A 20,013-nucleotide genomic window follows, 5' to 3' on the forward strand; every position below is an offset into this window, starting at 1 on the left:
GTTGGAAATCGGGCAGGTCGTCGCATCCTGCCTTTCATACGAATCTACAAGACGAGGGAGGCCGTCAGCCAACTCCTTCATGGTTTCGGTGACTGCACCCGGGGGACGGGCGGCTTGTGTACTGAGTCCACACCGCGTTAACAGCACGTGAACGACCAGTCGAGGGCCATTGGGCCTCCTGGCTTGAAGTGAACGACCCGATTAAGAAGAAGAGAGCCGACATGGACTTCCTTCGCCCCGCCAGCTGGGAGGAGGCGCTCGCCGCTAAGGCCGAGTACCCCACAGCTGTGCCGATTGCGGGTGGCACCGACATCATGGTCGAGATCAACTTCGACCACCGCCGTCCGGAGTACCTCCTTGACCTCAACCGCATCGAGCTGCTGCGGGAGTGGGAGGTAGGCGAGGAGGTCACCACGCTCGGCGCCTCCGTCCCGTACACCCAGATCATGGAGAACCTGCGGCCCACCCTGCCGGGTCTCGCGCTCGCCTCGCACACGGTCGCGTCCCCGCAGATCCGCAACCGCGGTGGTGTCGGCGGCAACCTCGGCTGCGCCTCGCCCGCCGGTGACTCCCACCCCGCCCTGCTGGCCGCCGGCTGCGAGGTCGAGGTCGAGTCCGTACGCGGCTCGCGCATGATCCCGATCGACGAGTTCTACACCGGCGTCAAGCGCAATGCGCTGGCCGCCGACGAGCTCATCAAGACGGTCCACATCAAGAACGCCACGGGCCCCCAGCAGTACTCGAAGGTCGGCACCCGCAACGCGATGGTCATCGCGGTGTGCGGTTTCGGCCTCGCCCTGCATGCCGACACCCGCACCGTGCGTACGGGCATCGGTTCGGCCGCCCCGACCCCGGTCCGGGCCAAGGCCGCCGAGGAGTTCCTCGACGCCGCGCTCGAAGAGGGCGGTTTCTGGGACAACGGCAAGGTCATCACCCCGTCGATCGCCAAGCAGTTCGGTGAGCTCGCCTCCGCGGCGTGCAACCCGATCGACGACGTCCGTGGCACGGCGAAGTACCGCCGTCACGCGGTCGGCATCCTCGCTCGCCGCCAGCTCGTCTGGACCTGGGAGCAGTACCGCGGCACGAACGGCCGCTCGCTTGAAGGGGCTGCGTAATCATGCGCGTCAATTTCACCGTCAACGGTCGTCCGCAGGAAGCCGACGACGTCTGGGAGGGCGAGTCCCTTCTCTACGTGCTGCGTGAGCGCCTGGGTCTTCCCGGCTCCAAGAACGCCTGCGAGCAGGGCGAGTGCGGTTCGTGCACGGTGCGCCTCGACGGCGTGCCGGTCTGTTCCTGTCTGGTGGCCGCCGGCCAGGTCGAGGGCCGCGACGTCGTGACCGTCGAGGGTCTGGCCGATTTCGCCAAGCAGCGCGAGGAGCACGGCCACGGCTGCGGCACCGGCGCGTGCGGCGGCGGCAAGGGCGTGTCCACGGACGAGGCCAAGCAGTGGTCCGCCAAGGGCACCGACTCGCAGACCGGTGAGGGCGTCGAGCTCTCCAGCATCCAGCAGGCGTTCATCGACGCCGGCGCCGTCCAGTGCGGCTTCTGCACCCCGGGTCTGCTGGTCCAGGCCGACGCCCTCCTGGAGCAGAACGCCGACCCGTCCGACCAGGACATCCGTGAGGCCCTGTCCGGCAACCTCTGCCGCTGCACGGGCTACGAGAAGATCCTCGACGCGGTCCGCCTCGCGGCCGCCCGTCAGGGAGAGGCGGTCTGATCATGGCTCAGAACACCCGCACCGTGGGTACGCCGACGAACGTCACCCAGAAGCACAACAAGGGCGGCATCGGCGAGTCCACGCTGCGCCCGGACGGCACCCTGAAGGTCACCGGCGAGTTCGCGTACTCCTCGGACATGTGGCACGAGGACATGCTGTGGGGCCAGACCCTGCGCAGCACCGTCGCCCACGCCGAGATCGTCTCCATCGACATTTCCGAGGCGCTCGCCATGCCGGGCGTCTACTCGGTGCTGACGTACGACGACCTGCCGGCCGCGATGAAGAACTACGGCCTGGAGATCCAGGACACCCCGGTCCTCGCCAACGGCCGGGTACGCCACCACGGTGAGCCGGTCGCCCTCGTCGCCGCCGACCACCCGGAGACCGCACGCCGCGCGGCCGCCAAGATCAAGATCGACTACAAGGAGCTGCCGCTCGTCACGGACGAGGCCTCCGCCCTCGCCGCCGACGCGCCGCTGATCCACCCGGGCCGCGACGACCACCACGCCGGTCACGTCCCGCACCCGAACATCGTGCACCGCCAGCCGATCATCCGCGGCGACGTGGCGGAGGCCCGCAAGCGCGCCGACGTCATCGTCGAGGGCGAGTACACCTTCGGCATGCAGGACCAGGCCTTCCTCGGCCCGGAGTCCGGTCTCGCCGTGCCCTCCGAGGACGGCGGTGTCGACCTCTACGTCGCCACCCAGTGGCTGCACTCGGACCTCAAGCAGATCGCCCCCGTCCTCGGCCTGCCCGAGGAGAAGGTACGCATGACGCTCTCCGGCGTCGGCGGTGCCTTCGGCGGCCGCGAGGACATCTCCATGCAGATCCACGCCTGCCTGCTGGCCCTCGCGACCAACAAGCCGGTCAAGATCGTCTACAACCGCTTCGAGTCCTTCTTCGGCCACGTGCACCGCCACCCGGCGAAGCTCTGGTACGAGCACGGTGCCACCAAGGACGGCAAGATCACGCACATGAAGTGCAGGATCGTGCTCGACGGCGGTGCGTACGCCTCGGCCTCCCCGGCCGTCGTCGGCAACGCGTCCTCCCTCTCCGTCGGCCCGTACGTCATCGACGACGTCGACATCGAGGCGGTCGCCCTCTACACGAACAACCCGCCCTGCGGCGCGATGCGCGGCTTCGGCGCCGTCCAGGCCTGCTTCGCCTATGAGGCCCAGATGGACAAGCTCGCGGCGAAGCTGGGCATGGACCCGGTCGAGTTCCGCCAGCTGAACGCCATGGAGATGGGCACGATCATGCCCACCGGCCAGGTCGTGGACTCCCCGGCGCCGGTCGCCGAGCTGCTGCGCCGGGTCAAGGCCCGCCCGCTGCCGCCGGAGCGCCAGTGGGAGACCGCAGGCGAGGGCGCGGACGTCCGCGCGCTGCCGGGCGGCCTGTCGAACACCACCCACGGCGAGGGCGTCGTCCGCGGCGTCGGCTACGCGGTCGGCATCAAGAACGTCGGCTTCTCCGAGGGCTTCGACGACTACTCCACCGCGCGCGTCCGCCTGGAAGTCATCAACGGCGAGCCCGTCGCGATGGTCCACACGGCGATGGCGGAGGTCGGCCAGGGCGGTGTCACCGTCCACGCACAGATCGCCCGCACCGAGCTCGGCGTCACCCAGGTGACCATCCACCCGGCCGACACGCAGGTCGGCTCCGCCGGTTCCACGTCCGCCTCGCGGCAGACGTACATGACCGGTGGCGCCGTGAAGAACACCTGCGAGCACGTCCGCGAGGCGCTGCTGGAGATGGGCCGCCGCAAGAACGGCTCCTACCACCCGGCCTGGGCCCACGCCGAGCTCCTCCTGGAGGGCGGCAAGGTCGTCACCGACGGCGGCGAGGTCCTCGCGGACATCGCCGACATCCTGGAGGACGAGGCGATCGACCTCGAGCTGGAGTTCCGCCACCGTCCGACGGTCGCCTTCGACCTGAAGACCGGCCAGGGCGACGGCCACGTCCAGTACACCTTCGCCGCCCACCGTGCGGTCGTCGAGGTGGACACCGAGCTCGGCCTGGTCAAGGTCGTCGAGCTTGCGACCGCCCAGGACGTGGGCAAGGCCCTCAACATGCTCTCCGTGGTCGGCCAGATCCAGGGTGGTACCACCCAGGGCCTCGGCGTGGCGGTCATGGAGGAGATCATCGTGGACCCGAAGACCGCGAAGGTGCGCAACCCCTCCTTCACGGACTACCTGATCCCGACCATCCTCGACACCCCGACCATCCCGGTCGACGTCCTGGAGCTCGCCGACCCGAACGCGCCGTACGGCCTTCGCGGTCTGGGCGAGGCCCCGACCCTGTCGTCCACCCCGGCCGTCCTCGCGGCGATCCGGCAGGCGACCGGGCTGGAGCTCAACAAGACCCCGATCCGTCCGGAAGCCCTCACCGGGACCCTCTAGGACGGACCCGGTCCGGGGGCCGCGAGGCCCCCGGACCCCCTCGGACTCTCCGGGCGGTGTGACTCGGGAACGTCACACTTCACCGCCGCACCGCCCGGAGCACCTACGAAGCACCGCACCGCTCGCGGTCCCTTCAGCCGGCAGTACCCCTGCGAAACCCCCCCCCGTAGTACCAGCGGTCACCCCGCACTACCCGCAGTACACGCAGTGAACATTCGCGTCGCCTCGGGCCGTCACCCCGGGTCGTGCAGCCAAACGCACCATCCCAAATCCCGCAATCTCCAATCCCCAAGCGGGTGCCCCTTTGAACCTTGGGAGTTAGGCACCATGACCCAGTCGTCAGTGGAGTCCAAGACCACCGCGGAGGAAGCCGGAGACGGCTCCCCCACTCCGGCGGGCAGCTCTTGGCTCGACCGCTACTTTCACATAACCCACAGAGGATCCAACGTCGGCAACGAGGTTCGTGGCGGTATCACGACCTTCATGGCCATGGCGTACATCCTCCTGCTCAACCCGCTGCTCCTGTCGGGCAAGGACGTCGCCGGCACGTCGATGCAGGCCTCGGCCATCATCACCGCCACGGCGTTCGCGGCGGCCGTCACGACGCTCCTCATGGGCTTCGTCGGCAAGGTCCCGCTGGCCCTCGCCGCCGGACTCTCCGTCTCCGGCGTGCTCGCCTCGCAGGTGGCCCCCCAGATGACCTGGCCGCAGGCCATGGGCATGTGCGTGGTCTACGGTGTCGTGATCTGTCTCCTGGTCGTCACCGGCCTCCGAGAGATGATCATGAATGCGATCCCCCTCGCGCTCAAGCACGCGATCACCATGGGCATCGGCATGTTCGTCGCCCTGATCGGCCTGGTGAAGGCCGGCTTCGTCGGCCGCGGGCCCGAGCAGGGCCCCCCGCTGCAGCTCGGCTCGGTCGGTGAGCTCGCCGGCTGGCCCGTCCTGATCTTCTGCCTCACCCTGCTCGCGATCTTCATGCTGCAGGCCCGCAAGATCCCCGGCGCGATCCTGATCGGCATCGTCGGCGGCACCGTCGTCGCGGCCATCGTGAACGCCGTCGCGAACATCGACCCCAAGGCCTGGCGCAGCGGCCCGCCGGAGCTGTCCGGCTCCGCGGTCTCGATGCCCGACTTCTCGCTCTTCGGCGACGTCTCGTTCGGCGGCTGGGGCGACGTCGGCTACATGACGGTCGGCATGATCGTCTTCACCCTGGTGCTGGCGGGCTTCTTCGACGCGATGGCCACCATCATCGGTGTCGGCACCGAGGCGAAGCTGGCCGACGACAAGGGCCGCATGCCGGGCCTGTCCAAGGCACTCTTCATCGACGGCGCCGGCGGCGCCATCGGCGGCGTCTCGGGCGGCTCCGGCCAGACGGTGTTCGTCGAGTCCGCGACCGGTGTCGGCGAGGGTGCCCGCACGGGTCTCGCCTCGGTCGTGACCGGCCTGTTCTTCGCGGCCTGCCTCTTCTTCACCCCGATCACGCAGATCGTCCCGGGTGAGGTCGCCTCGGCGGCCCTGGTGGTCATCGGCGCGATGATGATGCAGAACGCCCGCCACGTGGACTGGGCCGACAGCGCGACGGCGATCCCGGTCTTCCTGACCGTCGTGATCATGCCGTTCACCTACTCGATCACGGCCGGCGTCGCCGCCGGTGTGCTCTCCTACGTCGCCATCAAGGTCGCTCAGGGCAAGGCCCGGGAGATCGGCGGCTTCATGTGGGCGCTGACCGGCATCTTCGTCGTCTTCTTCGCCCTGCACCCGATCGAGGGCTGGCTCGGGGTCGGCTGACCCCGGGCACGGACGGTCCGGGTCGCCCGCCGACCCGGACCGTCCGCTCCGCAGTGAAACCGCACCTGCGCGTACCCGATACTGGAACCGAATCCTCCGAGGAGGCCGCACATGCTGGACATCGCCGACGAGCTGAACCGGTGGGTACGGCAGGGACGTGACTTCGCCGTCGCGACGGTCGTGGCGGTCGGCGGCAGCGCGCCCCGGCAGCCCGGTGCCGCCCTCGCCGTCGACAGCGAGGGCACGGCCATCGGCTCGGTCTCCGGCGGGTGTGTGGAGGGTGCGGTGTACGAGCTGTGCCGGCAGGCGCTGGAGGACGGCGAGACCGTTCAGGAGCGCTTCGGCTACAGCGACGACGATGCCTTCGCGGTGGGGCTGACCTGCGGTGGGATCATCGACATCCTGGTCACCCCGGTTCCTGCGGGCTCACCCGCGCGCGCGGTGTTCGAGGCCGCGCTGGCCGCCGCCTCCCGCGGCGAGGCCGCCGCGCTGGCCCGGGTGGCCGAGGGGCCCGCCGAGCTGATGGGCCGCGCCGTGCTCGTCCGTACCGAGGGGCCCTTCGAGGGTGGCCTCGGCGGACACCCGGAGCTGGACCGCACCGTCGCCGAGGAAGCCCGCGCCATGCTGGACGCCGGCCGGACCGGTGTGCTGGAGATCGGCGCCGACGGCGGGCTCTGCGGAGAGCCGCTGAAGGTCCTCGTCGAGGCCAGCGTGCCGCCGCCGCGGATGATCGTCTTCGGCGCCATCGACTTCGCCTCCGCGCTCGTGCGGATCGGCGCCTTCCTCGGCTACCGGGTGACCGTCTGCGATGCGCGGCCCGTCTTCGCGACGAAGAACCGCTTCCCCGAGGCCGACGAGATCGTCGTGGACTGGCCGCACCGCTACCTCGAGAGGACCGAGGTCGACGGCCGGACCGTGTTGTGCGTGCTCACCCACGACGCCAAGTTCGACGTCCCGCTCCTGGAGCTGGCCCTGAGGCTGCCCGTCGCCTACGTCGGGGCCATGGGCTCCCGCCGCACACACGAGGACCGCAACCAGCGGCTGCGCGCCGTCGGCGTCACCGAGCTCGAACTGGCCCGGCTGCGCTCCCCGATCGGCCTCGACCTCGGCGCCCGCTCCCCGGAGGAGACCGCGCTGTCCATCGCCGCGGAGATCGTCGCCAACCGCCGCGGCGGCAGCGGCGCGGCCCTGACCGGCGCGCACATCCCCATCCACCCGGACGCCGCGAACACGGTGGTCGACAGGATCGGCTCCGTCGCTTGAAGGAGTGAGGGCGGAAGGTGAGAAAAGGGCGCACCCTGTGGGGGTTGCGCCCTTCCGGCGTTCCCCCTATTTTACCCGCCGGTAATCGGAGGCCTCTCCATCCCTTCCTCACAACGGAGTTGAGCGGATGTTGCGTACCGTGCGAATCCTGGGCGTGCTGGCCGCGGCCGCCCTGCTGACCGCCTTCGCGCCCTCCCCGGAGGTCCCGGCCGCCCCGGCGGGCGGCCTGCGCGAGGTGCTCTTCGTGGGGAACAACTGGGAGGGGACGGCCGATGTCCTCGCCTCCACCGGTGACCTCGCCAAGGTCGGCCGGATCGACGTGATCCCCGACCGGGCGGAGCGGCTCCGCGAGATCTACCTCAACCCCGTGAAGCTCGCCTTCTTCCTCGGCATCCGGGAAAGCGCCGGTGAGGGCCACGACCAGTTCGTCGACGACATGTTCACCACCCCGGACGGTTCCGCGGTCGTCGCGTCCCGCCCCAGCTTCGCCGACGTCGTCTCCATCGACCTGACCTCCGGGCGGATCAACTGGCGCTTTCCGGTGTCCGGTTACCGCTCCGACCACATGGCGGTCTCCCCGGACGGGACCCGCATCGCCGTCTCGGCCTCCACCTCCAACACGGTGCACGTCCTGGACATCGCCACCGGGCGGCAGATCGGTTCCTTCCGCACCGGCGACAAGCCGCACGAGAACACCTTCACCCGCGACGGCCGCCACCTGTGGAACAGCTCCATCGGTGAGGTGAACACGGCCCTCGACGCGCCCTGGCTGGACTGGACGAAGGGCGACCGGAAGATCACCGTGGTCGACGCCCAGACCTTCCGCACCGTCCGGGTGATCGACATGCGGGAGCGGCTGGACGCCTTCGGCCGCCGGGACCTGTCCGACTCCGTACGCCCTGTGTCCTTCAGCCCCGACGAGTCGAAGCTCTACTTCCAGGTCTCCTTCTTCGGCGGCTTCCTGGAGTACGACGTGGCCACCGACCGCATCACCCGCCTCAAGGAGCTCCCCGCCAACCCGGCCACCAGTACCAACCGCACCACCTGGGTCAACGACTCCCGCCACCACGGCATGTCGATGAGTCCCGACGGGGCCAAACTCTGCATCGCGGGAACCATGGACGACTACGCGACCGTCGTGGACCGTGCCACCCTCACCGAAGGGCCGCTCGTGCCCGCCGCGAAGCCCTACTGGGCCACGGTCTCCGGCGACGGGACGGCCTGTGTGATCTCCGAGAGCGGCACCGACCGGGTCACGGCCATCGACTTCGCCACCGGCGCCAAGCGGGTGTCCGTACCCGTAGGCGACCACCCCCAGCGCATCCGGCTCGGCCACGTGCCGGCCGCCTGGACTGGTCCGGCCGGCCGCTGAGCGGGCCGTCCGGACCGACGGAAGCACGGCTGGAACCGGCCGAACGCGCAGATCAAGCCATTATGGTGTGACTGGTCCACGATGACCGATTAGTCTCGCGATCATGGTGGACATCCGTGAGGTACCCGAGGCCGACATCGACCGTGCCCTGGAGCTCGCCTACCTGGTCTTCCACGACCGGCCCGAGAGGCAGGTCAGGGAGCGGCACCACGCGCTGCTCGCGCGCTGCGACCGGATCGGTGCCTACGACGGGGACGCCCTGGTCGGCTTCATGGCCGCGCACGACTTCCGGCTCTCGGTGCCCGGCGCGGACCTGCCCTGCCCCGGGCTCACCTTCGTCTGCGTCGCGCCCACCCATCGGCGCCGCGGCGTGCTCACCGGCATGATGGCGCGGATGATGCGGCGCGCCCGCCACTCCGGCTGCCCGATCGCCGCGCTGTGGGCCTCGGAGGCCGCGATCTACGGCCGCTTCGGCTACGGCGGCGCCACCACCGGCGCCACCGTGGAGATCGACTCCACCCGGCCGCTGGCCCTGCGCATCGACCCGGACCGGCGCCCGTTGCGGCTCGTCGACCCGGCGGACGCGCTCGACGTCATCGCCCCCTTCCACGAGGCCACCCGCGCCGGCCGGCCCGGCCGCCCCCGCCGCAGCCCCGAACGCTGGCGCGAAGAGTGGCTCACCGAACAGGACGAGGAGGACGAGGAGCTGAGCCCGCCCAGGATCATCGTCCTGGGCGATCCGGGCGAGCCCATCGCCGGTTACGTCGTCTACCGCACCAAGCCGGAGGGCGACGCCCCCGCCACCCGCACCCCGGGCCTGGTCCGGGTCGACGAACTGGAGGCGGACACGCCGGCGGTGGCCGCCGCCCTCTGGGAGTGCCTGGCCTCCCTCGACCTCACGGGCAAGGTCCGCGCATGGGGCCGCCCGGTCGACGACCCGCTGCTGCACTTCGCCGCCGACCGGGACCAGGTACGGGTCACCGCCCAGTTCCCGGCGCTCTGGCTGCGCCTGGTCGACGTACGCGCGGCGCTGACCGCGCGGTCCTGGGCCGCACCGGTCGAACTGGTGCTGGAGGTCCGCGACGCACGGCTGCCCGACAATGCCGGGCGCTTCCGCCTCAAGGCCGGGCCGCACGGGGCGGCGTACGGTCCCACGGACGGCCCCGCCGACCTGGCCCTCGACGTGCGCGAGCTGGCCGCCTGCTACCTGGGCGGGACCCGGGTCGCCGAGCTGGTCGCCGCCGGTCTGGTCCAGGAGCGCACCCCCGGAACGGCCGCGGCCCTGGACGACGCCCTGCGCACGCCCGTACTGCCGCACACGGCGGACGAGTTCTGAGCAGGGAAGCGGCGGCAGACACGGACCGCCCCCGCCGCGGGACTCACGCGGGCGGGCGCAGCCGCGCGGCGGCCATGCCGAAGCCGGAACCGAGCACCGCGCCGACGAGGCCGCCACCGGGCCGCTCCAGATCCTCCGGCCGGTAACGGCGGATCGTGGCGTGCCAGTTGAGGACCCCCGCGTGCCAGTCGCGGAGTTCTCCCACGTACGCGTCCAGGGCGGCCCGCGCCCCGGCCCCGAGGCGGAAGTCGTCGCAGAGCACCGGCAGCTGGTTCGCCACGATGTGCTCGAACTCCTCGGTGCGACGGGTCATCAGCGCATGGCAGATGTGCAGGGCCTCCGGGTAGCCGATGTCGAAGAAGTTCTGGGTCACCAGGATGTGGTTGTGGACCTCGCCCTCGAACTCCACCTCCTTCTGGTAGGAGTAGATGTCGTTGGCCAAGCAGGCCGCGTCCGCGACGGCGTTCTCCAGCGAGCGGACGGTCCCCGAGGCGTAGATCTCCCCGGGGATGCCCCGGCCCTCGTGCCCCAGCCGGCACAGGTACATGGTGAGCTGGCTGCCGAAGGTGCGCCGGCGCATCTCCGCGTAGTCCACCGGGTCCGGAATGCGGTGGTGGACGGCGTTGTCCACCTCCCAGAGCCAGCTCTCCAGCATGTCCACCACCGTCGCGCGGAACTCGGCGCGCTGCTCCACCGACATGCCGGCGCCGGTGCGCACCCACAGGTCGGCGAGGCCCCGTTCCAGCGCGGTCGACGGCGACGGCTGCTCGGCGTGGTCGACGGGCATCATGGCGATCAGCCCGGCCGTGGCCGCCTTGGCCGCCGCCGGGTTCCTGGTCTGCGCGAACACCACCGGGTAGTAGTCGTCCGCGTACGTGCCCCAGGTCAGCCAGCAGGCGTTGAGGGCGAGTTCGCCGGGAGTGGCGTCCGGGTCGATCCCGGCCGAGCAGACCGCGAAGTCGTAGCCGCGCAGCTTCTCCTCGGTCCAGATCGCCGAACCGGGGTCGTCCGGCTGCGGATCCAACAGGCCCGTCCGACGGGCCCAGGCCACCGACTCCTCCCGGGCGTGCGCCAGATGAGGGCTCAGCGTGAGCCGGTGGGGCATGTAGATCTCCGGGATGACGGAGGGCCCGGTCCGCTGGAAGGGGACGTGGGTGAAGGAGCGGCGGCGCAGTTCCATCGAGCGCCGGTTGAAGACCGACCGCAGGTCGAGGGCGCTGGTGCCGAGTCCGGACGGCATGAAGGGAAGCGAGGCCGGGGCGGTCGCCCTGGCCTCCTTGTTCATGTAGCGGCTGGAGACCATGTGCCACTCGTGTCCGCCGGACTGCCAGTCCTGGAGGCCCTTGGCGTAGGCGAGGACGGCCGCGATCTCGTCCGGTTCGAGTGATAAGTCGATGAAGAGCTGGGGCAGTTCGTGCAGGGCGGTCTGTTCGAACTGCTGGAGGCGGGAGGTGAGAAGGTCGTTGGAGGCCTCCGCGGCCTCCTGCGTGGTGCAGCCGAGGAACGTCTCCAGGACGAGGACGGCGTTGGAGAGTTCGCCCTCGTCGGTGACCTCCCGCTCGTAGCTGAAGAGGTCGTTCCTGATGTGGACCGCGTCGGAGAAGGCGTCCCGCAGCACGCCCAGCGGGCGCGAGTGCGCGACGCGCGCCGGGACCTCGGCGGCGACGTACTCGACCAGCCCGGCCGACCAGGGGGCGCCGCCCACCTTGCGGCGCATCTCGATGTACTCCAGGGGGTTGGCCACCCGCCCGATGTCGATATTGGCGAGCTCCCACATCGATTCGTCGAGGAGGTTCTTGGTGGACGTGGAGAACCGTTCCCGCCAGTCCGCCGACATCGAGGGAACGGTTCGCCGCCACAGGTCGGCGAGGCCGGCCTCCACGGGATTGGTGGGTTCGGGAAAGCCGTCGGCCAGGTTCATCGGCATGAAGGCGGCCAGCCGGTCGAGGTACGCCTTGGCGCCGACGCGGTCCTGCGAGCGCTTGAAGGTCTCCAGGAAGTGGTCGTCGAAGAAGAACACCCACACGTACCAGTCGGTGACCAGCGACAGCGCCTCGGCGTCGCAGTCGGGGTGGGTGTACGAGCAGAGCAGGGCGTAGTCGTGCGAGTCGAGGTCGCTCTCCTCCCAGACGCCGGACCCCTCCAGCATCGCGAGGCCGCGCGCCCACTGCTTGGCGTGGACCCTCGCCTCCTCCAGGTGGGGGTTGAGTCGCGCCGGATACGGCACGTAGAAATCCGGCAGTCGGAACGGCTGCGTCACGGCGTGGTAGGCCCTTCGTCCAAAGGAGCGGGGGCCGTTGGACCGGCCCCCGCAAGAGATCAGCAGGGCCCTACCCGCGGTGTCCACGGGCCAAGGCGGAGTTCACCGCATCAGGTGACGGAGGCGTCATGCGGCCCGGCGAGCCCCTGGACGCGGTACCGGGCGGCGATCACCGCGGTGCTGCGCGCCCGCCCCCGGACACGGCGAAGGCCGTCCCCTCCGCCCACCGAAGCGGGCCGGGAGACGGCCTTCGCCGTGTCCGGGGGCGGCCGGCGGACTACTCCGCCTCACCCTCCAGGTTGCCCTCGGTGTCCAGGTACACCTGGCGCAAGGACTCCAGGATCTGCGGGTCCGGCTTCTCCCACATGCCGCGGGACTCCGCTTCCAGGAGGCGCTCCGCGATGCCGTGCAGGGCCCACGGGTTGGCCTCCTCCAGGAAGGCGCGGTTGACCGGGTCCAGGACGTACGTCTCGGTGAGCTTGTCGTACATCCAGTCCGCGACCACGCCCGTGGTGGCGTCGTAGCCGAACAGGTAGTCCACCGTGGCCGCCAGCTCGAAGGCGCCCTTGTAGCCGTGGCGCCGCATCGCCTCGATCCACTTCGGGTTCACCACGCGGGCCCGGAAGACGCGCGAGGTCTCCTCGACCAGGGTGCGGGTCCTGACCGTCTCCGGGCGGGTGGAGTCGCCGATGTACGCCTCCGGAGCCGTGCCCCGCAGGGCACGGACCGTGGCCACCATGCCGCCGTGGTACTGGAAGTAGTCGTCGGAGTCCGCGATGTCGTGCTCGCGGGTGTCCGTGTTCTTCGCCGCGACCGTGATCCGCTTGTAGGCCGTCTCCATCTCGTCCCGGGCGGGGCGCCCTTCCAGGCCGCGGCCGTAGGCGTAGCCGCCCCACACCGTGTACACCTCGGCCAGGTCGGCGTCCGTACGCCAGTCGCGGGAGTCGATCAGCTGGAGGATGCCCGCCCCGTACGTGCCCGGGCGCGAACCGAAGATGCGGGTCGTCGCGCGGCGCTCGTCACCGTGCAGGGCCAGGTCAGCCCGGGCATGCGCGCGCACGTAGTTCTCGGAATCCGGCTCCTCCAGCGAGGCCGCGAGCCGCACCGCGTCGTCCAGCAGGCCGATCACGTGCGGGAACGCGTCACGGAAGAAGCCCGAGATGCGCAGTGTCACATCGATGCGGGGCCGGCCCAGCTCCGCGAGCGGGATCGCCTCCAGCCCGGTCACACGGCGCGAGGCCTCGTCCCAGACCGGGCGGATGCCGAGCAGCGCGAGGACCTCGGCGACGTCGTCGCCGGCCGTGCGCATCGCGCTCGTGCCCCACAGGGACAGGCCGACCGAGGCGGGCCACGCGCCGTTGTCGGCGCGGTACCGCGTGAGCAGGGAGTCGGCCAGGGCCTGGCCCGTCTCCCAGGCGAGCCGCGACGGGACGGCCTTGGGGTCGACCGAGTAGAAGTTGCGGCCCGTCGGCAGGACGTTGACCAGGCCGCGCAGCGGGGAGCCCGAGGGGCCGGCCGGGACGAAACCGCCGTCCAGGGCCGCGACCACGTGGGCGATCTCGTCCGTCGTACCGGCCAGGCGGGGGACCACCTCGCGGGCCGCGAAGGACAGCACCTCCGCGACGTCCACCGGGTGGTCCGCCGCGACCGAGGCCACGGCGCCCGGGGCCCAGCCGGCGTCCTCCATCGCCTGGACCAGGGCGCGGGCCTGCGCCTCGACGTCGTCCGCGGACGTACGGGTGGCCTTCGACTCGTCCAGGCCCAGCGCCTCGCGCAGGCCCGGGAGGGCCGTGGTGCCGCCCCAGATCTGCCGGGCCCGCAGGATGGCGAGGACCAGGTTGACCCGGGCCTCGCCCGTCGGGGCACCGCCCAGGACGTGCAGGCCGTCGCGGATCTGGGCGTCCTTGACCTCGCACAGCCAGCCGTCGACGTGCAGCAGGAAGTCGTCGAAGCCGTCGTCGTCCGGGCGCTCCTCCAGACCCAGGTCGTGGTCGAGCTTCGCCGCCTGGATCAGCGTCCAGATCTGCGCACGGATGGCGGGCAGCTTCGCCGGGTCCATCGCGGAGATCTGGGCGTACTCGTCCAGGTGCTGCTCCAGGCGTGCGATGTCGCCGTACGACTCCGCGCGCGCCATCGGCGGCACCAGGTGGTCGACCAGGGTGGCGTGCACGCGGCGCTTGGCCTGGGTGCCCTCGCCCGGGTCGTTGACCAGGAACGGGTAGATCAGCGGGAGGTCGCCGAGCGCGGCGTCCGGCGCACAGGCGGCGGACAGGCCGGCGTTCTTGCCCGGCAGCCACTCCAGGTTGCCGTGTTTGCCCAGGTGGATCATCGCGTCGGCGCCGAAGCCGCCGTCCTCGGCGCGCGCCTGGATCCAGCGGTACGCGGCGAGGTAGTGGTGCGAGGGCGGCAGGTCGGGGTCGTGGTAGATCGCGATCGGGTTCTCGCCGAACCCGCGCGGCGGCTGGATGAGGACGAGGAGGTTCCCGCGCCGCAGGGCGGCCAGGACGATGTCGCCCTCGGGGTTCGCCGAGCGGTCCACGAACATGCTGCCCGGGGCCTCGCCCCAGTGCTCCTCGACGCTCTCGCGGAGCTCCTCCGGGAGCTCGGCGAACCAGCGCTTGTAGTCGGCGGCCGGGATGCGGACCGGGTTGCGGGCCAGCTGCTCCTCGGTGAGCCAGTCCTGGTCGTGGCCGCCGGCCTCGATGAGCGCGCGGATCAGCTCGTCGCCGTCGCCCGAGACCAGCCCGGGGATCTCGTCGACCGGGCCGAAGTCGTAGCCCTCGGCGACGAGGGTGCGCAGCAGCTCCACCGCGCTGGCGGGGGTGTCCAGGCCGACCGCGTTGCCGATGCGGGAGTGCTTGGTCGGGTAGGCGGAGAGGACGAGGGCGACCTTCTTGTCGCGGCGCTCGATGTGGCGCAGCCGCGCGTGGCGCACGGCGATGCCGGCGACCCGGGCGGCGCGCTCGGGGTCGGCCACGTAGGCGGGCAGGCCGTCCTCGTCGAGCTCCTTGAAGGAGAACGGGACGGTGATCAGACGGCCGTCGAACTCGGGCACGGCGACCTGCGTCGCGGCGTCCAGCGGGGAGAGACCCTCGTCGTTGTCCTCCCAGGCGGCACGGGAGCCGGTCAGGCACAGGGCTTGGAGGATCGGCACGCCGAGACCGGCGAGCGCGCCCGCGTCCCACGACTCGTCGTCGCCGCCCGCCGAGGCGGTGGCGGGCTTGGTGCCGCCCGCCGCGAGGACGGTCGTGACGACCGCGTCCGCGGAACCCAGGGCCGCGACGAGCTCCGGCTCGGGGCTGCGCAGGGAGGAGACGTAGAGGGGGACCGGCCGGGCGCCGTGCGCCTCGATGGCCTCGCACAGCGCGTGCACGAAACCGGTGTTGCCGCTCATCTGGTGGGCGCGGTAGTAGAGCACGGCGATCTCGGGGCCGTCCGTCCGCTTCGCGGTGCGCTCCAGAGGGCCCCAGGTGGGGGCGGCGGCGGGCGGCTCGAAGCCGTGCCCGGTGAGCAGGACGGTGTCGGAGAGGAACCGGGCCAGCTGTTCGAGGTTGGCCGGGCCGCCGTGCGCGAGGTAGGCGTGTGCCTCGGCCGCAATGCCGATCGGAACCGTGGAGGCCTCCATCAGCTGCGCGTCCGGAGCCTGTTCGCCGGTCAGGACCACGACCGGGCGGGTCTGCCCCGGGGCCAGCAGCAGGTCCAGTCCGTCCTGCCAGGCCCGGAGGCCGCCGAGGAGGCGTACGACGACCAGGTCGGCCCCGTCGAGGAGGCCGGGGAGGTCGTCGAGGGGGAGGCGGGAGGGGTTGGCGAACCGGAACGGGACGGGGGCGTCCGCCGTGTTCGCCGCGCGAGCGCTGAGCAGATCGGTGTCGGACGTCGACAGCAGCAGGATCATGCGGCGGCAGGCCTTCCTCGGGGTTTCCGCGCCCCGGGCAGTGAGGACAGCGGGAGTTCCTGACTCACCCGGCCCAGTGGCGCTGCCGGGTTCACAGTGGCGGGACCGCGCCGGATTCGCACCGGGCTTCCTCCCATGTCGCCGTCCTCGGCGACGGCGGACCGTATGGGCCGCCGGAAGGTCATCCTAGGTGGCGTTTGCGGTGGTCGGGAGTGGGGGTGGCCGGTGGCACCGCCGGCCGCGGCGAGGGTGGTCGTGTCGGGTGCGGTGGGCTCCGCCGGGTGGGGCGGCCGCGGCGTACCGGTGCGGCGCCGCTGCGGGGGCTCTGCCCCCGGGCCCCCGCGCCTCAAACGCCGGCGCGCCGGAGGGGAGAAGCGCGGGGATTCCGGCTTTCCCGGTCCGCGCGCCTCGCGCGCCGGCGGGGGCCGGACGGGCGCGCCGGGTGACGGAGGGTGGCGGCGGACACAGTTCCGGTGAGGGGAAACGTGGGTATGCTCGCCGCCATGCCCCAGCCCCCCTCCGCCGTGTCGCGGGACGAACCGGTCATACGGGACCGCGGTGACGCCTGTCCCGGCGCGCTCCGGCTCCACGCGGCGGACGACGGACACCTCGCGCGCGTCCGGATCCCCGGCGGGGAGCTGACCGCGCAGCAGGCCGTGCTCCTCGCCTCGGCCGCCGACCGCTTCGGCGACGGGCACCTGGAACTCACCTCCCGCGGCAACGTGCAACTGCGCGGCCTCGCCGACGGCTGCGGCGCCGGACTCGCCCGGCTGCTGGACGGTGCGGGGCTGCTGCCCGCACCCGGCCACGAACGGGTGCGCAACATCGTGGCCACCCCGACTTCGCAGGACGTACTGCCCCGGGTGCGCGAGCTGGACCGGCTGCTGTGCGCGAACACCCGGGTGACCGCGCTGTCCGGCCGCTTCCTGTTCGCCCTCGACGACGGGCGCGGGGACGTGGCCGCTCTCGACCCCGACGTCACCGTGCTCGGGCGACCCGGCGACCGGGCGCTGGTACGCCTCGGAGCAGCGGCCGGAGCCGTGTCCGTCGCCGCGCAGGACGCGCCGCGCGCCGCGCTGCTCGCCGCCGAGTACTTCCTCGACGCCGTGGACGCGGCCGGCACCCGGGCCTGGCGCGTGGCCGAACTGCCCGCCGGACACGCCCTGGACGAAGGGGAGTTCACGGCCCGGCTGGCTGCCGCGGGCATCGACGCGGCCCGCGTCCCCGAGGTGGACTGGCCGTACGCCGCCCCGCCCCGGCCGTGGGGCCGGGGGCCCGGCCCGCGCGGCGACCTGTGCGTTCTGCCCCCGCTGGGCCGGATGAGCACCGGCCAGTGGCGGGTCCTGGCCGAGGTCGCCGGCCACGGCGACGGGCTGCGGGTCACCCCCTGGCGCACCGTCGTGCTCCCGGGCGCCCCCCTTCGCGGCCCGGTCGACGGCCCCGCACTGCTGGAAGAAGCCGGCCTGGTCGTGTCCGCGGGAAGTCCCTGGCAGTCCGTCACCGCCTGTACCGGACGCCCCGGTTGCGCCAAGGCCCGCGCGGACGTACGCGCCGACGCGCACGCCCTCGTGGAGCGGGCGCGGGGGCCGCTGCCCGTGCACTGGTCCGGCTGCGAACGCCGGTGCGGCCACCCGCGCGGAACGCAGTGGGTGGACGCGCTCGCCACCTCCGACGGGTACCGGCTCTCCGTGGACGGGCGCACCCTGCCGCACCGGCCGGACCTGGCGGTCGCCCTGATGGCCGCACGCGAGACCACCTCATCACCCCAGAGTCCGAAGACGCAGTGAAGAAATGAGCGAGTACACCGTGTTTGAGTACGAGAAGGACGGCGCCGCGATCTACCGCCAGTCCTTTGCCACGATCCGCGCCGAGGCGGATCTCTCCGGGCTGCCCGCCTCGGTCGCCCAGGTCGCGGTGCGCATGATTCACGCCTGCGGGATGACCGACCTCCCGCAGGACCTGGGGTACACCCCCGAGGTGGTGCTGCGCGCCCGCGCCGCGCTGGAGGCGGGTGCGCCGATCCTGTGCGACGTCCAGATGGTCGCCAGTGGCGTCACCCGCAAGCGGCTGCCCGCCGACAACGACGTCATCTGCACCCTCTCCGACCCGGCGGTCCCGGAGCTCGCCGGGAGGATGGGCACCACGCGTAGCGCCGCCGCCCTCGAAGTGTGGCGCGAACGCGGCCTGTTGGAGGGTTCCGTGGTCGCCGTGGGGAACGCGCCGACCGCGCTGTTCCGGCTGCTGGAGATGATCGAGGAGGGCGCCCCGCGCCCGGCCGCCGTCATCGGGGTGCCCGTCGGCTTCATCGGCGCCGCCGAGTCCAAGGACGCCCTCGCCGCGCACCCAACCGGTCTCGACCACCTCGTCGTGCGCGGTCGCCGCGGCGGCAGCGCCATCGCCGCGGCCGCCCTCAACGCCATCGCGAGCGTGGCCGAATGAGCGACGCACAGCCGACGGGCCGCCTCTACGGGGTCGGGCTCGGCCCCGGCGACCCGAACCTGATGACCCTGCGGGCCGTCGAGGTGATCGGGGAGGCGGACGTCGTCGCCTACCACAGCGCCCGCCACGGCCGGTCCATCGCACGCGCGATCGCCGCCAAGCACCTGCGCGAGAACCACATCGAGGAGCCGCTGGTCTATCCGGTCACTACCGAGACCACCGACCACCCCGGCGGCTACCAGGGCGCGATGGAGGAGTTCTACGAGGCCGCCGCCGCCCGGCTGGCCGCCCACCTGGACGCCGGCCGTACCGTGGCCGTGCTCGCGGAGGGCGACCCGCTCTTCTACAGCTCGTACATGCACATGCACAAGCGGCTCGCCGACCGGTACGCCACCGAGGTCGTCCCCGGTGTCACCTCCGTCAGCGCCGCCGCCGCCCGGCTCGGCACCCCGCTCGTGGAGGGTGAGGAGGTCCTGACCATCCTCCCCGGCACGCTGCCGGAGGAGGAGCTGACCGCCCGCCTCGCCGCCACCGACTCGGCAGTCGTGATGAAGCTCGGCCGGACCTTCCCCGCCGTACGCGGCGCTATGGAGGCCAGCGGCCGGCTCGCCGAGGCCCGCTACGTCGAACGCGCCACGATGGAGGGTGAGCGCACCGGCGTCCTCGCCGACACCGACCCCGACAGCGTGCCGTACTTCGCCGTCGCCGTGGTGCCCAGCCGCATCGGCAACCCCGGCAGCGTGCCGTCCGGCCCCGGCGAGGTCGTCGTCGTCGGCACCGGCCCGGCCGGCCCGCTGTGGCTGACCCCGCAGACCCAGCGGGCCCTCGCGGACGCCGAGGTACTGGTCGGGTACACCACGTACCTGGACCGGGTGCCCGTCAAGCCGGGTCAGGCACGGCACGGCTCGGACAACAAGGTGGAGTCGGAGCGGGCCGAGTTCGCCCTCGACCTCGCCCGGCGCGGCAGGCGGGTGGCCGTGGTCTCCGGCGGTGATCCGGGCGTCTTCGCCATGGCCACGGCGGTCCTGGAGGTCGCCGGGCAGCCCGCGTACAAGGACGTGCCCGTACGGGTCCTGCCGGGCGTGACCGCGGCCAACGCGGCGGCTGCCGCGGCCGGCGCCCCGCTCGGCCACGACTACGCGACGATTTCGCTGTCGGACCGGCTCAAGCCGTGGGAGGTCATCGCGGAGCGGCTGCGCGCCGCCGCCGCGGCCGACCTGGTCCTCGCCCTCTACAACCCCGGCTCGCGGAGCCGGACCTGGCAGGTGGCCCAGGCCCGCGAGCTGCTGCTGGAACTGCGTTCGCCGTTGACCCCGGTGGTCGTGGCCCGTGACGTGGGCGGCCCCGAGCAGTCGGTGCGGGTCGTCACGCTCGCCGAACTGGAGCCGTCCGAGGTCGACATGCGCACGATCCTGCTGATCGGCTCCTCGCAGACGCAGATCACCGAGCGGCCCGACGGGTCGCGGATCACGTGGACGCCGCGCCGTTACCCGTGACGCGCCGTTACCCGTGACGTGCCAGCCCGGCCGTCGCCGGCCCGG

12 protein-coding genes and 1 riboswitch are annotated in these 20,013 nt (G+C 72.0%); of the genes, 10 read left to right on the top strand and 2 right to left on the bottom strand.

The features are described from left to right. Positions 1-221: 221 nt before the first annotated feature. From R4Z63_RS26125 to R4Z63_RS26155, 7 genes are all read left to right on the top strand, one after another. A complete protein-coding gene (locus tag R4Z63_RS26125) occupies positions 222-1,115 on the top strand; it encodes an FAD binding domain-containing protein (RefSeq protein WP_037915483.1) in 894 nt (297 codons plus the stop codon). A 2-nt stretch (positions 1,116-1,117) separates the two neighbouring features. Beyond that, the gene (locus R4Z63_RS26130) at positions 1,118-1,717 is read left to right on the top strand and encodes a (2Fe-2S)-binding protein (RefSeq protein WP_384455398.1); all 600 of its coding nucleotides are present in this window, start codon (positions 1,118-1,120) and stop codon (positions 1,715-1,717) included. A gap of 2 nt (positions 1,718-1,719) precedes the next feature. Beyond that, positions 1,720-4,116 carry a xanthine dehydrogenase subunit D gene (pucD, locus tag R4Z63_RS26135; RefSeq protein ID WP_037915489.1) on the top strand — a complete coding sequence of 799 codons (2,397 nt, stop codon included), beginning with the start codon at positions 1,720-1,722 and terminating at the stop codon, positions 4,114-4,116. Between the two features lie 327 nt (positions 4,117-4,443). Further along, a complete protein-coding gene (locus tag R4Z63_RS26140; RefSeq protein WP_037915492.1) occupies positions 4,444-5,907 on the top strand; it encodes an NCS2 family permease in 1,464 nt (487 codons plus the stop codon). Positions 5,908-6,018: 111 nt separating this feature from the next. Continuing rightward, positions 6,019-7,170 (top strand): XdhC family protein, encoded by a 1,152-nt coding sequence (locus R4Z63_RS26145; RefSeq protein WP_384455394.1) that lies wholly within the window; start codon positions 6,019-6,021, stop codon positions 7,168-7,170. Between the two features lie 127 nt (positions 7,171-7,297). Continuing rightward, complete coding sequence (locus tag R4Z63_RS26150) at positions 7,298-8,542, top strand: YncE family protein (RefSeq protein WP_384455391.1); 1,245 nt, start codon at positions 7,298-7,300, stop codon at positions 8,540-8,542. A gap of 103 nt (positions 8,543-8,645) precedes the next feature. Continuing rightward, positions 8,646-9,878, top strand: a complete 1,233-nt coding sequence (locus R4Z63_RS26155) for a GNAT family N-acetyltransferase (RefSeq protein WP_384455388.1) — start codon at positions 8,646-8,648, stop codon at positions 9,876-9,878. A gap of 43 nt (positions 9,879-9,921) precedes the next feature. Here the strand turns inward: R4Z63_RS26155 and R4Z63_RS26160 are convergent, their stop codons facing one another. Further along, positions 9,922-12,138: a terpene synthase family protein gene (locus R4Z63_RS26160; RefSeq protein WP_384455385.1), complete on the bottom strand. Its 2,217-nt coding sequence runs from the start codon at positions 12,136-12,138 to the stop codon at positions 9,922-9,924. Between the two features lie 277 nt (positions 12,139-12,415). After that, complete coding sequence (gene cobN / locus R4Z63_RS26165; protein WP_384447146.1) at positions 12,416-16,033, bottom strand: cobaltochelatase subunit CobN; 3,618 nt, start codon at positions 16,031-16,033, stop codon at positions 12,416-12,418. Positions 16,034-16,073: 40 nt separating this feature from the next. Beyond that, positions 16,074-16,201, bottom strand: a riboswitch (cobalamin riboswitch). A 335-nt stretch (positions 16,202-16,536) separates the two neighbouring features. Here cobN and R4Z63_RS26170 point away from each other — a divergent pair. Genes R4Z63_RS26170 through R4Z63_RS26180 form a run of 3 tightly spaced genes read left to right on the top strand, consistent with a single transcriptional unit; the run spans position 16,537 to position 19,968 of the window. Beyond that, positions 16,537-17,820: a ferredoxin-like domain-containing protein gene (locus R4Z63_RS26170; protein ID WP_384447148.1), complete on the top strand. Its 1,284-nt coding sequence runs from the start codon at positions 16,537-16,539 to the stop codon at positions 17,818-17,820. 4 nt (positions 17,821-17,824) lie between these two features. Beyond that, on the top strand, positions 17,825-18,472 hold the full coding sequence (locus R4Z63_RS26175; RefSeq protein WP_384447150.1) for a precorrin-8X methylmutase: 648 nt from the start codon (positions 17,825-17,827) through the stop codon (positions 18,470-18,472). After that, positions 18,469-19,968, top strand: coding sequence for a precorrin-2 C(20)-methyltransferase (locus R4Z63_RS26180; RefSeq protein ID WP_384447152.1), 1,500 nt, complete (start codon positions 18,469-18,471; stop codon positions 19,966-19,968). Before R4Z63_RS26175 ends, R4Z63_RS26180 begins: the two co-directional genes overlap by 4 nt. Positions 19,969-20,013: the final 45 nt, after the last annotated feature.

It is taken from the genome of Streptomyces sp. PL-29, from assembly GCF_058344425.1.

Bases quoted from the DNA above. Each gene is read 5' to 3' on its own strand.
- R4Z63_RS26125 (WP_037915483.1), top strand. From the start codon at position 222: ATGGACTTCCTTCGCCCCGCCAGCTGGGAGGAGGCGCTCGCCGCTAAG.
- R4Z63_RS26130 (WP_384455398.1), top strand. From the start codon at position 1,118: ATGCGCGTCAATTTCACCGTCAACGGTCGTCCGCAGGAAGCCGACGAC.
- pucD (WP_037915489.1), top strand. From the start codon at position 1,720: ATGGCTCAGAACACCCGCACCGTGGGTACGCCGACGAACGTCACCCAG.
- R4Z63_RS26140 (WP_037915492.1), top strand. From the start codon at position 4,444: ATGACCCAGTCGTCAGTGGAGTCCAAGACCACCGCGGAGGAAGCCGGA.
- R4Z63_RS26145 (WP_384455394.1), top strand. From the start codon at position 6,019: ATGCTGGACATCGCCGACGAGCTGAACCGGTGGGTACGGCAGGGACGT.
- R4Z63_RS26150 (WP_384455391.1), top strand. From the start codon at position 7,298: ATGTTGCGTACCGTGCGAATCCTGGGCGTGCTGGCCGCGGCCGCCCTG.
- R4Z63_RS26155 (WP_384455388.1), top strand. From the start codon at position 8,646: ATGGTGGACATCCGTGAGGTACCCGAGGCCGACATCGACCGTGCCCTG.
- cobN (WP_384447146.1), bottom strand. From the start codon at position 16,033: ATGATCCTGCTGCTGTCGACGTCCGACACCGATCTGCTCAGCGCTCGC.
- R4Z63_RS26170 (WP_384447148.1), top strand. From the start codon at position 16,537: ATGCCCCAGCCCCCCTCCGCCGTGTCGCGGGACGAACCGGTCATACGG.
- R4Z63_RS26175 (WP_384447150.1), top strand. From the start codon at position 17,825: ATGAGCGAGTACACCGTGTTTGAGTACGAGAAGGACGGCGCCGCGATC.
- R4Z63_RS26180 (WP_384447152.1), top strand. From the start codon at position 18,469: ATGAGCGACGCACAGCCGACGGGCCGCCTCTACGGGGTCGGGCTCGGC.